Below are 14,336 nucleotides of genomic sequence, written 5' to 3' on the forward strand. Positions count from 1 at the left end.
TCTTTAATGGATCCTAGGCATCTCAAACTGGAGAAGTTTGTAGCCTGGGGATTTATTATTATTACAGTTTACTTAAGTTTCTATCTTACACTAAATCATTACGCAGGAGAAGGTTTGATACTTTCTCTGATTGTAACTCATCTCGGGATCTTCATCGCATTTAGAAGAGTATTAGACAGATTAAGCTATTCTGTTTTAGCTTTTTCTCATATTGTTCTTTGTTATTGGTTGGGAAAGAACGCTTTAGAGATTCTGTCTACTATCGATGGCTGGAAACAAGGATTCTAAGAACTCGAAATTGATCGTAAGTAGATAATATAAGAATAGAATAAAAACAAATACCAGAACTAAGACCAAAAATATCATCAAAGTGATCCTAATAAATCGGACCTGCAGATAACTGATCCCTAACGCCAAGTTTTGGTAAGTGCTTAGTTCAGGACTTCTTCCGAATTTGAGGTAATTCCGGATATAAAAGGCAGAAATTGCAATGACCGTCCCTGCAATTAAAATCCCGAAAGGTTCCGGATAATTTTTTTGGAGAACAAATAGAGGAATATAAACTATATTTCCGATCAAGGTTCCCAATGCCACAATCCCTAAAAAGTGAAGAAACGCGGTAGCATAAGAACCTTTTCGATTACTTTCGGATCTAAACTCTGATTCATCTTCTCTCAGATTTTTAAGAGAATAAAAACGATCTGCATTTTCTTCAGAGTAAAGTTTTCCAATGGTGAACATCAGATACACCATTCCTATGATCCAAGCAAATGCGAAGAATAGAGATGGTATTACCCAAAAAAGATCTTCTGTTCTTCCGGAACTTGCACCTGCCAAAGCAATATTTGGCATGCTGAAAAGCCCTTGAATAAAACCAAAAAAGTATAGAATTCGATTTAAGAAAGCGTAGAAGAATGCTCTGAAATAAAGAGAAAGAAAGGAAGTCACAGAAAGAATTGCTAAGAATACATAAAAGGAGATCTGCAATCTTTGTCCGAGTAGAACTCTTCCTAATCTATTTTTGATCTCTTCTGGTTGAGAATCATTCGGTAGACTCGGATCTTCTATTTCTTTTAAGATCTTTTCAGTCAGAAGCATTTGAGAAATTGCGCCACCTTGGAAATAAAATCCGGAGATTGGCTCTCTTGCGGTTCCATCTAATAACGCTTCCATGGTAGAAGTGTCGTTTGTATTTAGAAAAGTAGGTTGTAGGAAAAGTTGAAATCCGCTGACCAGCAGGAGAACAAAAGGGATAATGTAAGTGATGGTCAATTTAATGCGAGATCTCATATCTTAATCCGTCGATAGGGCTATGATTTTACTAAGCTACATTCTCTCCATCCAAAAAGTTACGAGAGAAGGTCCTGAATTTTAGAGTAAGAATACAAAAATTGCGATCATTCCAATCCCTACAACTCCCAAAGCGATGAGTACAGTCAGAAGTAGACTGGATTCTCCTGCTTCTAAAGAAGCGCTGGAAGCTGTAGAAGTGTTTGAACCGCCAGATTTTGAAACAGGTTTTTCTCCTGTGTAAAGGCGGACCTTGATTGAATTTTCTTCTTCGTAAATTTTACCGAAAACGTCGTTTCCAATTTTAACAACGGTTTCATTCTCCACACCTTTGTTTTCTGTGGCGACAACCGTAGCTGGAATAGGTTTAATACTTCCGTCTTCCGTTTTGAGTTTCATAGAATCTATGATCCCCATTGTAGTAGGATCACTTCCTGTGAGTTGTACTACGATTTGGTCACCAGGTTTGAGCTGGTTGACTGGAATTCCGGAAACTGGAGAAAGAATAAATTTGAACTGAACTCTTGCTGCAGTAGGAGGAATAGTAGCATCAATCCCAGTCGGAACCCCAATTGGGATTATTGGAGCCTCTTCCGGAGTAGAATCTGCTTGTGCTTCTTCAGAATCCAAAGATTCAAAGGAAGATTTTCCTGAACCAGCCTCATCAATCTTATCACGATCGATCAAAGAATACCAAAGGCTGATATCAGGTTTGGAATTTCCCATCGCCTGGTTTTGGATCTGGTTGATCAGATATTTGATCTTATCGTCTTCGCGTTTATTGATATAATGAATGAGCTGCTCCATAAAATCATCGGAGCGTCCATTGTTTGCAAATAATTCATGAAGTTTGTTAGTAAGGTTTTTAAGTTGTTTACCTTCGTATTTGATCTTCTGGCAAACATTGGTGATGTCTTTGAAGGTGGTTCCGGATAACGGAATATTGATTAACTCGCTATTTCCTACGGCGATTACTTCGAATCTATCGATCCGACTGGAAACCGGGTCTACGATTCCCCCAAATAAGATGTAAAGTGAGGACGCCCCGTCCCTAGACTGAAATAATAAGGAATATACTTGTTCGGATGGCATAAAATTTCGAATGAAACACCGATACTACTATGAGGCCAAATCGGTATCGACTTTTTTTTGACATCCTGCATCGGAATCTGATAATTGTCAAACTAAGGAAATTTGCGGATTTGTTTAATTTCAACCGCCCAACTGATGAATTTCTTCTTTCATAGATCCCCCCTAATCCAACTTCTCACTTCTCGCTATATTCGAGGGTCCAGAGTCACTGGATTACTTTCGCTCAAGTCCAGGATTTCGTTTATCGTAATGGCTGTCGGAGTCGCCCTTCTGATCGTAGTACTTTCTATCTTTAACGGATTTCAAAGGCAACTTAAGGAATCCCTGTGGCAAGGTGGAGAACATATTACAATTGAAAGCAGTTCCAATGGCGGAGAGATCAGAGACTACCAAAAGATCATCAAATATATACAAAACGATCCGGACCTAAAGGGCAGGATCATTTCTGTAGAAGGTGGGATCCAAAGCCACGGACTCATCCAAAGATATAATGTATTTTATCCCGTTCTTATCAAGGCAGTAGCTATTCCAAATGTAGATGCGTTGATAGAACATAAACTTCATAACTTCCCAAGAATCGTTCATTATGATAGAGAAGAGTTAGGTCATCTGAACCGAGAAAGTTATATCATTCTTGGAAAAGAGATGGAGGACCTTTACAATTTCAGTTTGGGCAAACAACTTACTTTAGCAGTTCCTGGAGGAAGATTCTCTCTCGGAAAGGGAGTCGAAGTAAGTGTTCAGAATTTCAGAGTATCTGGATTTTTTAAAACAGGGAACTACAAGTTCGATTCCAGTTTTGTCTACATGTCCTTACCTGTTGCTCAGAAATTTTTCAAAATGAAAGATTCTGTAAATCAGATCACTATCAAAGCAAGATCTTTAGATGACCTTGCGATCAGCAAACGTAAACTGTATAAACTATTTAATAGTTTAGAGTTCGAGCAAGAAATAGATGCTTCTTCTTCTTTGTCCGTTAGAACGATAGCAGAAGAACAGGAAAATCTTTTAGCAGCTTTACAATTAGAGAAGACGATCATCTCTATTATAGTTTTCTTATTTATTATATTAGCGGCACTCGGCATGGTCGTTTCGGTATATTCTCTAGTAAGAGCAAAACGTAAGTCTATTGGAGTTCTGAAAGCACTTGGACTTCCTGCTTCTGATATTCTTTTGATCTTTACATTGAATGCAATGCTTGTGGGGATTTTAGCATCTTTAACAGGTGGAGTTACGGGAGTATTTTTGGCAAACTCTCTCGATACTATTATAGGTTATGTAGAAGAGATCATCAATATGTTCGGACCTTCTTTCACTGGCGGAGACTGGACACCTGTAGAGTTAGTTCCTAAACGTATTTATTATTTTGATAAACTGCCTGTGGATATCAATATACCTTTCATTTTTATGGTAACTACTGCAGCTACCATACTTTCTGGAATAGCCGGATACTTTCCTGCAAGATGGGCAGCAAGTTTGAATCCTGTCGACACCATAAGGAACGACTAACGTGAGCATTATTAAGATCCGAAATCTGGTCAAAAAGTATCATATCCTGGATAAGGAATTTTCCGTACTAGATGGATTGGATATGGATGTAGAAGAAGCTGAGATCTTTTCTATCGAAGGAAAATCCGGGATAGGAAAATCTACTCTTCTAAACATTCTAGGAGCAATGGATAGTTTCGATTCAGGTGATATCGAAGTCTGCGGAATCAATCTAAACAATTTAGATGAGAAGGGAAAAGAAAGTTTCCGTGCAGAAAAGATCGCATTCATCTTCCAGCATCATCTTCTTCTTCCTGATTTTTCTGCATTGGAGAATGTAAGCATTCCACTTTTAATCAAAGGTTATTCTACTTCTAAGGCGGAGAAGGAAGCAATCTCCATGTTAGAGAAAGTTGGGCTAAAGGAAAGGATCCATTCTCATCCTTCTCAATTATCCGGAGGAGAAAGTGCAAGAGTAGGAGTGGCAAGGGCTTTAGTTGCCGGAAAAAAACTCATCCTTGCGGATGAACCTACTGGAAACTTGGACAGAGAAAATTCTAGAAATCTAATGAGTTTGATCCAAGAATTACAAAAAGATCTTAGGTTCAGTCTAATACTAGTGACTCATGATATGGAACTGGCAGCACTCGCTCATAAAAGAAACCAGATCTTCCAAGGAAAACTCAAACCCGCAGTGGTCCCTCAAACGGTATAAACATTTATGGATGGCTGTATTTATTGCGGCTTATCCCTTCTCGACTGGAAAAATCGGGGAAAGATAGGATGTGCCCATTGCATCCAATTTTTGGGAGAAGAATATACTAAGTTTATTCCGATCCAAGCACCCTCCGATTGGGAACCACCTTCTCATTTTCCTGCAATTGATACCTGGGCAGAATTCAGAAAAACAAATTGGGAAGAAGGTTTATCCTACATAGATTCTCATAGTTTGCCTTTCACTTATAGGTTTCGTATCGCCAGAAATCCAAAAAATTCTACATATACCAAACGTACCGAAAAAACGGACCAATTTCTAAATTTGTTTTTAGAAGAGACTGATTCACAAACTGAAGATCTAAATTCGGGAAAAAAACATCCGATCCTAGAATTAAAACAAAGAATTCCCTGGAATTCAGGGACATTAGTGATGGGAGACGAGGATCATATTCGTTGGGAATATGTGACTGATTCTCTGGTTGAGTTAAACTCTGTCCTAAAATCTGATTTTTTAACGAAATTCGAGGCGGAAGATAAGTTTGATTTTCAAAAAGGGATCGGATTCATCAATTCCTGTCCTACCAACTCCGGTTTTGGAGACAAACTTTCTGTTTCTATTCCGGCAAGACTTGCGGACTCGGGAGAGTTAAGGGATTTCAGGCTGCCTACAGACTGGGGCTTCTATCGGGAAGAATTGAAGGGCAGATTGGTCTTTTTCCGAAAAAATTTCGGCCCAAATAGAAAAAATTCCTTTTTCAATTTGGTTTCGTATTTAGCCTTACTGGTAATAAGCGGAAAAGAAGGGACAAAAGCCTCATTTGCCCCGTAATCCTTTTTGGTTAACTAGTCCGATATATTCTTTAAGGGAGATTCCGGCTCCCAGTTGGAAATTGGATGCGAATACAGTCTAACCTACAGAACCCATCAGGAAGGGCGTGCAATTATGTTGGAATTTACTAAAAGAGCAAAACGAGTAATCAACGAGATCGCGCAAGACGAAGCAAAACGTCTTGGTAGCGAATTTATCGGCCCTGAACATATCTTATTAGGATTGTTAAAGGAAGAAGATTCGGTCGCGATAAAAATACTGAATAACCTGAACATCAACCTGAACGAACTTCGTAAAGAAGTAGAGCGCAGGACCAGGGAGAACTCCGGCACATTGTTGATGGACATGGCCCAAGGACAGGATCGATACCAAAAAATTATCGAACTCTCCAAGGAAGAAGCCAAACGTCTTAAACACAACTATGTTGGAACTGAACATATTCTTCTAGCATTGCTGCGAGATAATAATAATATCGCAGGTGGAGCGTTATACTCCTTTAGCGTGAATTATAATGTGATCAAAGGAGAGATCTTACGTCTGTTAGGCGCTCCTCCTACAAGCACAGTGGGTGTATCCAGCCAGCCAACAGCTCAACCTGGAACTCCTCGCGCTGAAAAAACTAAAACTCCAATCTTGGATGAGTTCGCAAGAGATCTTACTCAACTAGCCAGAGATAAAAAACTGGATCCAGTTGTAGGAAGAGCTAACGAGATCCAAAGGGTGATCCAAATCCTTTCTCGTAAAACTAAGAACAACCCAGTACTCGTTGGAGAGTCCGGTGTTGGTAAAACTGCAATCGTCGAAGGACTCGCACTTGCAATAGTAGAGAAGAATGTTCCGGATCTTCTATTCGATAAACGTGTACTTTCCTTGGATCTGGCAAGCCTAATCGCAGGAACCAAGTATCGCGGAGAATTCGAAGAAAGATTAAAGAAGATCATGAAAGAAATTTCTTCTTCTAATAATATCATCATATTTATCGATGAGTTGCATACTCTGATCGGAGCCGGTGCGGCAGAAGGAGCTGTGGATGCAGCAAATATCCTGAAACCTGCACTTGCAAGAGGGGAACTGCAATGTATCGGAGCTACTACCAGCACAGAATATCGCAAGTATATCGAGCGTGATTCTGCGTTAGAAAGAAGGTTCCAAGTAGTAAAAGTTGCAGAACCTTCTGTAGACGATGCTATCCAAATCCTTACAGGATTGAAAAAAGCATACGAAGCTCACCACAAGGTTCGCTACTCAGATCGTGCTTTGGAGCAATCTGTTAAGTTATCACATAGATATATCAATGATAGATATCTACCTGACAAGGCGATCGACATCATCGACGAAGCGGGTGCAAAAGCAAGACTTGCAAATTGTGCTCGTCCTCAAGCAGTAAAAGACTTGGAAGAAGAGATCAAATCACTTTCTCAAAAGAAAGAAGATCTAGTTCGTTCTCAAGAGTATGAAAAAGCTGCTGGAGTTCGCGACGAAGTAAATCGTAAGAAACAAGTTCTGGAAGAAAAGATCAGATCTTGGCAGGAGAAACTGGATGATTTCGCAGTTTCTATCGACGAAGACGATATTCTTTCAGTAGTTTCTCAGTGGACTGGAATTCCATTACAAAGAATGGAAGAGAACGAGTCTGCAAGACTTCTACGTTTGGAAGAAGAACTTAGACTAAGAGTTGTAGGTCAGGACGAGGCTATTGAGAAGATTGCAAAATCTGTTCGTAGAGCGCGCACTGGATTCAAAGCAGAACGTAGACCTACTGGATCTTTCATCTTCCTCGGACCTACTGGTGTGGGTAAAACCGAGCTTGCTAAAGCTCTTGCTGAGTTCTTATTCGGAGACCAAGATGCTATGCTTCGCGTGGATATGTCCGAGTATATGGAACCACATGCAGTAAGTAGATTGATCGGTGCTCCTCCAGGTTATGTTGGTTACGATGATGGCGGACAATTGACTGAGTTCGTTCGTAAAAAACCGTATTCTATCATCTTGTTGGATGAGATCGAAAAGGCTCACCATGATATTTTCAATGTTCTTCTCCAAGTAATGGAAGAAGGTAACCTGACTGACACTAAAGGTCGTAAGGTAAACTTCAGAGATGCGATCATCATCATGACTTCCAATATTGGTGCTAAGGAAATTTCCAGCGCAGTTCGTTTGGGATTTGAAGATCGTTCTGGAGAGACCGACAAATACAAGTCAGACCAAGCTCGCGAGCAGTTGAAAAAACATTTCAACCCAGAGTTCTTGAACAGGGTGGATGAGGTTGTTTACTTCAAACCACTCAGAAAAGAAGAGCTTATGGCGATTATGGATATCATGATCAGAGATACTAATAAGAGATTATTGGATAAGAAGATCAAGATAGACCTGACTCAAGAAGCAAAGGATCACTTCATGGATATCGGCTACGACGAGAAGTTCGGAGCACGTCCATTACGCAGAGTATTCCAACGCGAGTTAGAAGATTATATGGCAGTTCAAACTTTGAAAGGCGCTTACAAAGAGCCTACTAAGATCACAGTTGCTTTCAAAGAAGGTAAACTGGACTTCTTGGAAGAAGTTTGGACAGATTATAAACCTGCAGATCAAGGTTCCGACGGAGGAAGTTCTCCGAACAATCCGGAGCGTTCCGAAGAACCTGCGCTAGTGTAAAAGATCTTTGCCCTCCTCCGGAAACGAAAGGAGGGCTTTTGATCTAAATAGGGAGACTTTATTGGAGAGGGTCTATGCCGTACCTCATTCCCATTATATTTGTGCTCCTTTACCTTTTAGTCCGTAAGGTATGGTTCCATTTACGTAAGATCAGAACCGTAGCTGGGATCGAAAAAATTTCCCTATGTGTTTTCCAGCCTGATTTATTTCTTCCCGAGGTACGCGTCCTCTACAAATACTACTTCCAAGGCGGGGTCTACTTCGGATCCGGTTATATGCTGTTGACTGATTTCCTCGACCAAGAGGAATACGAGATCTACAGAAACTTGGACGGTTTACCTGTTTTGGAAACCGGGGATTTTCAGATCGTATCTGAGGAAAGAATAGAACATTTCCTTTCTATACGATATCCGAGTATAATCGTTTTCATCGACCCGGTGGAGCCATTTCATTCCTTAATTGATTGTCTAAATACAAAATCAATGGGGGTCCCCACCTAAAATTTTTCCCGCCTATAAAAAGTGACCAAAAGATGCACAAAGGAAAAATACTCCTACTTACACTGATACTATTTGTTTTTTCCGCGGGGAATACTTTCGCTCAGAGCGAACCGGATTATCAAACAGCATTAGCAGAATTCCAAAAAGGAAATTCAGAAAAAGCTTTAGAGATCATTCGTGTACTTCACGAACAAGGTAAAAGATCTTACGACACTCATTATTTAGCGGCCTTTTGTCATTATAATGCAGGAAGAAATAAATCCGCTGCCACTCATTGGTCCGAAGCACTAAAACTAAAACCTGGAGATCCTGCTGTAAGTGTGGATTTTGCCAGATATTTGATCCAAGCAGGTAGGAATTCCGACGCATTAGAGATCATTTATAATTCTTACCAAACTAATCCTAAAAACAGAGAAGTAAGATTATTATATGCAACTGCTCTATTATATAATAATAAAGCTAGAGAAGCATTATACATTATCGAAAAATTAAAAGCAGAAGATGGAAACGATTATCGTCCTCTGGTTTTAGAAGCTCAGGTTTACTTCTATTTAGGAAGTGCAGAAAAAGCAGAAGTCAGTTTGAAATGGGCTCAGTCTTTAGTTCCTAATAATCCGAACGTATTGAATAATCTTGGGTTAGTTTACGAAAAAGCGGGAAACCAAGAAGCAAAAAGAGGGAATATCAAAAAGGCCCTTGAACAATTAAAAAATGCTAAAGAACAATTGGATTCTGCACTTAAGTTAAAACCTGACGATGAAAAAATAAAAGGTAATATCAGAAGAATTGAGGCAAGGATCAATGCCCTTTCCGCCAGGTGAAAAAAAGGTACTATTTCATACCTTAGGTTGTAGGCTCAATTTTTTTGAGTCGGATGGTTTATTCTCTTCATTGAGTAAACACGGATATTCCGTGGCTGCTGGAGAGGATATTCCGGATGTGGTGGTGGTCAATACATGTACCGTCACAAATAAAGCAGATTCAAGAAATCGTAATATTATTCGAAACGCGATCAAAAGATATCCAGGTGCTCAAGTCTGGGTTACAGGTTGTTACGCGCAAACTGATAAAGAATCTATAGAGTCAATTCCTGGTATCGCAGGTGTGATCGGTAACGAGAACAAATCCGATCTTCCTAGATTGATCTTAGAAAAAGAAGGTGCTGATTCTTCTCATATCCAAACTGTTTCAGATAGATTTGCATATTCAGATGTTCTTCCAAATGGGCATACTAGAGCTTATCTCAAGATCCAAGATGGTTGTGATCGCCAATGTTCTTATTGTAAAATCCCTCAAGCAAGAGGTAAAGGTATTTCCCGGAACTGGACGGATGTTCTGGATCAGGTTTCCTTCTTACAAGATAATGGAGTAGGGGAGATCATACTTACAGGTGTGAATCTCGGCTGGTATAGAGATGCAGAAGGCAGAAAGGCATTTCCTAAAATGCTCGAAGCCATTTTGAATAAGTTAGAATATTCCAGACTTAGGCTTTCTTCCATCGAACCACCTGATGTGGGTCTGGAACTTGCGGAACTTTTGACTCATCCTAGATTTACTCCATTCTTACATGTTCCTTTACAAAGTGGAAGTAAAGAGATCTTAAAGAGGATGAAACGTAGTTATAATCCTGAAACTTTCCGTAAAAGGATAGAACTTGCTAAATCCAAAGTTCCGGATCTGTTCTTAGGAACTGATGTGATTGTTGGTTTTCCAGGAGAAACAGAAGGAGATTTTAAAGATTCGACTTCTATCTTGGAAGAATTAGGTTTTTCTAAAATACATGCGTTTCCTTTCTCCGTGAGAAAAAATACTTCTGCAGAGCAATTTCCAGAAACAGTTTCGAAAGAAACTAAAAAGGAAAGAGTTCATTCTCTTATGGATCTTTCTCAAAAACTGCATCGTAAATATGCAGAAAGCCAGTTCTCTAAAAAGAGAGAGGCTGTTTTGGAAGGGGGAGGGATCGCAGTTACTGATAATTATCTTAAAGCAGTGATCCCTGAAAACGATCTGAAAAGTTTAAGCCCAGGCCAATTCTTGACTCTAGAGATCGGAGAATATATCCCGGATGCTCACGATAAAGAAGGCAAGGTTTCCGCTCGGATACTTGCTGCGATCGGTTAAGATCTGATCAATTCTTCAGAGTAAGTTTCTTCTTCTCTTAGATCGTAATAACCGTATTCGAATTCAGGACCAGATTGGATCTCTAAACCGTAAACGTTTTCGCTAATACGAACAGTTTTAACAATTTCTAATTTATATTGTTCTGCTAGGAACTTCATCTTATCTAAAGAGATCTTATCATTGATCCTCGGGCCGACTGGATATTCATTTTTGACCCAGTCTAGAACGATTAATTTGCCGCCCTTCTTCATGGAACGAACTAGGCCGTCCATTGCTTGGCCAGGGTCAGCAAAAGTAGAAAGTACTAAAGAAGCAAAGACTACTTCAGGAACTGGGATCCATTCTGGCAATAGAGGACGATCCGCCTTCTCCATATAAAATGGTGTAAATCTTTGGATATCTTCTCTGTTTTTCCAATGTAGTACTTCGTCCAGGAAGTCCTGGTTACATTCTGCACCCCAGACCCAGCCTTCTTTATGGATCGATTTCAGAAGAGTTTCTGTCCAGAAACCCAGACCCATCCCGAAATCTACGATATTCTGCACATCTTTGAGGGAAAAATGTTTCAAAATGGTTTCCGGAGGAGTAAGCTCACGTCTCTTACTAGAGAGGAGAAAATTCTGATATTCTGGGTCGTAATAATATTCTATATCGATCATTTATATGCCGGAAGTCGTATTATGTCTTATGAATGCTCCGATTAGTCAAGATCAAACCGAAGGGAACATTTTCCATATCTTACGCATTTTATATTATTTTCCCCACATTCTCTTAAAAACCGAAGTAAAAATTTCCATTGTAGCAACCGATAATCTAGTTCGGAACCTTATTTCCAGATGAAAATTCGACTCCGGATCCTATCTATATTCTTCCTAATGGCATTGGAAAATTCTATCTATGCCCAGGATACCTTTCGTCTGGACAATGATAACGCAAGTGTCGCAAATTCTATCAACGTAGAAGTCCTTAAAGACGGTAAATCAGTTCGTATTAGCTGGGAAGCGCCAAGAGAGACCGGCGAGATCATCGTGGCTCGATCTTCTTCCATCATTGATAGTCCTGAAAAATGTTATATTTCAGATTCTTTGGGAAAATTTCCAAGCGGTGTAGCTAACGGTGTGAATCAGATCTATGATTATAATCTGAAACCCGGAACTTATTATTATGCTGTAGTGTTAGCGCATCATGTAAGGAAGAAGGATGCAAGATTAGTTGCGAATCGTAACTTCACTACGATCCCAATTGTGATTGAAAACAATCCACAGCCTCAAACTAACAATTATCCTCCTACAAATACCCAGAATAATTATCCACCGGCAACAAATACAAATCAGCCTCCACCTGAAGAGCAGAAGTATCTTTCGGATAACGCTAGAGTTACTGATATATCTGTAAAAAGAGAAGGTCAGTTCTTGCGTGTTTCTTGGGAACCTTATCCAAAAGGTATCCAAGGTGAGACTATCTACACTATTTATAAATCCGCAGAGCCAATGTCTAGTATGACATTGATGAGAAAAGCGGAGAAGTTAGCAGAAGTTTCTCATCCGGAGAATACATTCTTGGATCAAGATCTGACCAAGTCTCAAACTCTATACTATGGTGTTTCGGTAAAACAAGGTTTGAAAGAAGTTTTACCATTGGTTCAGAATCAATCCTTCATTCGTCAGTTTTATGTTTATGATCAAGATAAAAGAAAACCTCCTAAAGAAGATGATGTAGTTACTAATCCTCAATTTGCGTATGATGAAATGCACGTGAAGGATTTAAAGGCGAATATCGTTGATGGAGGAGTTCGTTTAGATTGGAAGGGCCCTGATCGTGCTGACGAAAATACTGTCTATGCCATCTACCAAGCAGGCAAACCTTTATCCGGAGGAGTTTCTACTTTCTTAGGCGGTAATGTTAGAAAACTGGGAGAAGTTTCTCATCCTGATACTAACGTTATGATTAAGATGAAACCATACACTGGAACAATGTATTTTGGTGTTACAGTCAAACGAGGAGATCTAGAAGATTTCACTTTGACTCAGGATCAATCTTATGTTGCGATCGGTGGTCCGGGTGCTTCTGATAATAATACTCAAACTGCAGATAATAACGATAAGCCAAGCAAAAACGAGCCAAAAGAAGAAGATCAAGCTCCTCAGGAAAATAATCAGGACAACCAAAACGTTCAGAATAATGAAAAACAACCTTTGATCGTTGAACAAGAAGAGCCTAGTGAAGAAGAAGTCGATCGAGTTTTAAAATCAACGTATTGGAAAAACGAATACGGAGAAGCAGTAAAACAATTGGCTCCTTATGCAGGCTCAAATGATATCGACATAAGAGGAAAGGCCAAGTTTTTCCTTGGGATGTCTTTTTATAAAAAGGGCGAATATAACAAAGCTCTAAAGTTCTTCGTACAAAAAGATACAAAGAACTATAATCCGGAACGAACCGAGTTCTGGACCAAACAATGTCTGGCCCGGATCGGCGGAGGAAGAAGATGAACCGTTCCATCATATTAGTCACAGGATTTTTATTCGTATGCGCAGGTCTTCTTACGGGGATTTACACTGCGGTGATCCAAGATACCGATTCCACAAATAAAGGGATCATCGAGAAAGTAAGAGAAGGGGAGGAATTTCTAAAACATTCCAATCCTAAATCTTCTGAAAAGGCTTTGGATATTTTTGCAGAATTATCTTCCAAGGATGTAGGTTCGGATCTTTCTTTCAGGATCCAATACGATCTGGCAACTGCTCTGGATAAAACTGGAGATAAGATGAGAGCCCTCGGAATTTTCAGAGAGTTGAACCAAAAAGAAGGTTTGGCTCGCGAAGAAAAAGCAAAGGTAGCCTATGGTCTTGGGAATCTTCTTCTTTTATTAAACAGAGACGAAGAGGGAAAAGGTCATTTAGAGGAAGTTCTTAGAACCTCTGGAGATAATAAACTCAGATCTAACGCGTTATCCGCTATTGCCGACTATTACATGAAAAAAGGTAATTACGATCAGTCTAGAAAGAACTACGTATTGGCCTTACAAGAAGATCCTGAAAACGTAAAAGCTAGAGTAAGATGGGGAAAATCTTTGCGCAGAATGGGCAAAGACTGGTCCGCTTACGACGTTTATGAAGATTACGTCCAATCGGATGCATATTTCGATCCAGACAAAGTTGCAGTAGATAAAGAATTCCGTTCAGGGCTCTTGGAGAAGGGAAGAGAATTATACGTACGCAAAGAATATTATTCTGCGATTGAAACCTTGAAAAAGGCATTGGACATAGGTGTCAGCGAGAGAGCAAGAGAGCAAGCCTGGTATTATATCGCAGAAAGTTACGATGCTTTGGGAAAATCAGAACAAGCAATCCAATATCTGAACAAAATGTTAGAGAACTCAGACGGAACAATGGACCAAGCGGCTATGTTCAGAAAGGGAACCATCTATTTCAGAGGTGGAAAATACGAAAAAGCAGCGGCGGTTTTCCAAGAATCTGCTGATAGAAATCCTGATACTCCTATAGGTAAAAAATCTGCTTCTTGGAAGAAGGAAGCCTTGGATCAGATCGAGGACGATATGAGATACAAGGATGGAGAAGGTGGCGGAAAGGCAAAACCTTCTGATGACGATCGCCAAGATGACGACTGGAAATATTAAGAAA

The 14,336-nt window shown here is 39.8% G+C and carries 13 protein-coding genes; 10 read left to right on the top strand and 3 right to left on the bottom strand.

What is annotated here, in order from left to right; translation table 11 throughout:
• Window positions 1-6 precede the first annotated feature (6 nt).
• The gene (locus tag EHQ52_RS08785) at window positions 7-288 is read left to right on the top strand and encodes a hypothetical protein (RefSeq protein ID WP_135614814.1); all 282 of its coding nucleotides are present in this window, start codon (window positions 7-9) and stop codon (window positions 286-288) included.
• Here EHQ52_RS08785 and EHQ52_RS08790 read toward each other — a convergent pair.
• Window positions 244-1,290, bottom strand: a complete 1,047-nt coding sequence (locus EHQ52_RS08790) for an LIC_10230 family protein (RefSeq protein WP_135614815.1) — start codon at window positions 1,288-1,290, stop codon at window positions 244-246. The genes EHQ52_RS08785 and EHQ52_RS08790 overlap by 45 nt on opposite strands.
• An 81-nt stretch (window positions 1,291-1,371) precedes the next feature.
• Window positions 1,372-2,382, bottom strand: coding sequence for a hypothetical protein (locus EHQ52_RS08795; RefSeq protein ID WP_135614816.1), 1,011 nt, complete (start codon window positions 2,380-2,382; stop codon window positions 1,372-1,374).
• 135 nt (window positions 2,383-2,517) lie between these two features.
• On the opposite strand from EHQ52_RS08795, the gene EHQ52_RS08800 reads away from it, so the two are divergent.
• The 7 genes from EHQ52_RS08800 to mtaB all read left to right on the top strand — a co-directional run bounded on the left by EHQ52_RS08800 (window position 2,518) and on the right by mtaB (window position 10,692).
• Window positions 2,518-3,891, top strand: a complete 1,374-nt coding sequence (locus EHQ52_RS08800; protein WP_135614817.1) for an ABC transporter permease — start codon at window positions 2,518-2,520, stop codon at window positions 3,889-3,891.
• Between the two features lies 1 nt (window position 3,892).
• Window positions 3,893-4,585 carry an ABC transporter ATP-binding protein gene (locus tag EHQ52_RS08805; RefSeq protein WP_135614818.1) on the top strand — a complete coding sequence of 231 codons (693 nt, stop codon included), beginning with the start codon at window positions 3,893-3,895 and terminating at the stop codon, window positions 4,583-4,585.
• A gap of 6 nt (window positions 4,586-4,591) precedes the next feature.
• Window positions 4,592-5,416, top strand: coding sequence for an ATP--guanido phosphotransferase (locus tag EHQ52_RS08810; RefSeq protein WP_208653467.1), 825 nt, complete (start codon window positions 4,592-4,594; stop codon window positions 5,414-5,416).
• Window positions 5,417-5,530: 114 nt separating this feature from the next.
• On the top strand, window positions 5,531-8,071 hold the full coding sequence (locus tag EHQ52_RS08815; protein WP_135614819.1) for an ATP-dependent Clp protease ATP-binding subunit: 2,541 nt from the start codon (window positions 5,531-5,533) through the stop codon (window positions 8,069-8,071).
• 74 nt (window positions 8,072-8,145) lie between these two features.
• Window positions 8,146-8,571: a hypothetical protein gene (locus tag EHQ52_RS08820; RefSeq protein WP_020769211.1), complete on the top strand. Its 426-nt coding sequence runs from the start codon at window positions 8,146-8,148 to the stop codon at window positions 8,569-8,571.
• A 32-nt stretch (window positions 8,572-8,603) separates the two neighbouring features.
• Entirely contained in the window at window positions 8,604-9,392 is a 789-nt protein-coding gene (locus tag EHQ52_RS08825) for a tetratricopeptide repeat protein (RefSeq protein WP_135614820.1), read from the top strand.
• Entirely contained in the window at window positions 9,373-10,692 is a 1,320-nt protein-coding gene (mtaB, locus tag EHQ52_RS08830) for a tRNA (N(6)-L-threonylcarbamoyladenosine(37)-C(2))-methylthiotransferase MtaB (RefSeq protein WP_135614821.1), read from the top strand. Before EHQ52_RS08825 ends, mtaB begins: the two co-directional genes overlap by 20 nt.
• Here the strand turns inward: mtaB and EHQ52_RS08835 are convergent.
• Complete coding sequence (locus EHQ52_RS08835; RefSeq protein ID WP_135614822.1) at window positions 10,689-11,351, bottom strand: class I SAM-dependent methyltransferase; 663 nt, start codon at window positions 11,349-11,351, stop codon at window positions 10,689-10,691. The two genes, mtaB and EHQ52_RS08835, sit on opposite strands and share 4 nt — an antisense overlap.
• A 177-nt stretch (window positions 11,352-11,528) precedes the next feature.
• Between EHQ52_RS08835 and EHQ52_RS08840 the strand changes: the two genes are divergently transcribed.
• Together EHQ52_RS08840 and EHQ52_RS08845 are read left to right on the top strand one after the other, a co-directional pair.
• Window positions 11,529-13,184: a hypothetical protein gene (locus EHQ52_RS08840; protein WP_135614823.1), complete on the top strand. Its 1,656-nt coding sequence runs from the start codon at window positions 11,529-11,531 to the stop codon at window positions 13,182-13,184.
• Entirely contained in the window at window positions 13,181-14,332 is a 1,152-nt protein-coding gene (locus EHQ52_RS08845; protein ID WP_135614824.1) for a tetratricopeptide repeat protein, read from the top strand. Before EHQ52_RS08840 ends, EHQ52_RS08845 begins: the two co-directional genes overlap by 4 nt.
• Window positions 14,333-14,336 lie beyond the last annotated feature (4 nt).

It is taken from the genome of Leptospira koniambonensis (assembly GCF_004769555.1).
Classification (GTDB): Bacteria; Spirochaetota; Leptospiria; order Leptospirales; family Leptospiraceae; genus Leptospira_B; species Leptospira_B koniambonensis.

Coding starts and splice junctions, on each gene's coding strand:
- mtaB (WP_135614821.1), top strand. CDS start 9,373: ATGCCCTTTCCGCCAGGTGAAAAAAAGGTACTATTTCATACCTTAGGT.
- EHQ52_RS08825 (WP_135614820.1), top strand. CDS start 8,604: ATGCACAAAGGAAAAATACTCCTACTTACACTGATACTATTTGTTTTT.
- EHQ52_RS08800 (WP_135614817.1), top strand. CDS start 2,518: ATGAATTTCTTCTTTCATAGATCCCCCCTAATCCAACTTCTCACTTCT.
- EHQ52_RS08790 (WP_135614815.1), bottom strand. CDS start 1,290: ATGAGATCTCGCATTAAATTGACCATCACTTACATTATCCCTTTTGTT.
- EHQ52_RS08835 (WP_135614822.1), bottom strand. CDS start 11,351: ATGATCGATATAGAATATTATTACGACCCAGAATATCAGAATTTTCTC.
- EHQ52_RS08845 (WP_135614824.1), top strand. CDS start 13,181: ATGAACCGTTCCATCATATTAGTCACAGGATTTTTATTCGTATGCGCA.
- EHQ52_RS08820 (WP_020769211.1), top strand. CDS start 8,146: ATGCCGTACCTCATTCCCATTATATTTGTGCTCCTTTACCTTTTAGTC.
- EHQ52_RS08795 (WP_135614816.1), bottom strand. CDS start 2,382: ATGCCATCCGAACAAGTATATTCCTTATTATTTCAGTCTAGGGACGGG.
- EHQ52_RS08785 (WP_135614814.1), top strand. CDS start 7: ATGGATCCTAGGCATCTCAAACTGGAGAAGTTTGTAGCCTGGGGATTT.
- EHQ52_RS08810 (WP_208653467.1), top strand. CDS start 4,592: ATGGATGGCTGTATTTATTGCGGCTTATCCCTTCTCGACTGGAAAAAT.
- EHQ52_RS08840 (WP_135614823.1), top strand. CDS start 11,529: ATGAAAATTCGACTCCGGATCCTATCTATATTCTTCCTAATGGCATTG.
- EHQ52_RS08815 (WP_135614819.1), top strand. CDS start 5,531: ATGTTGGAATTTACTAAAAGAGCAAAACGAGTAATCAACGAGATCGCG.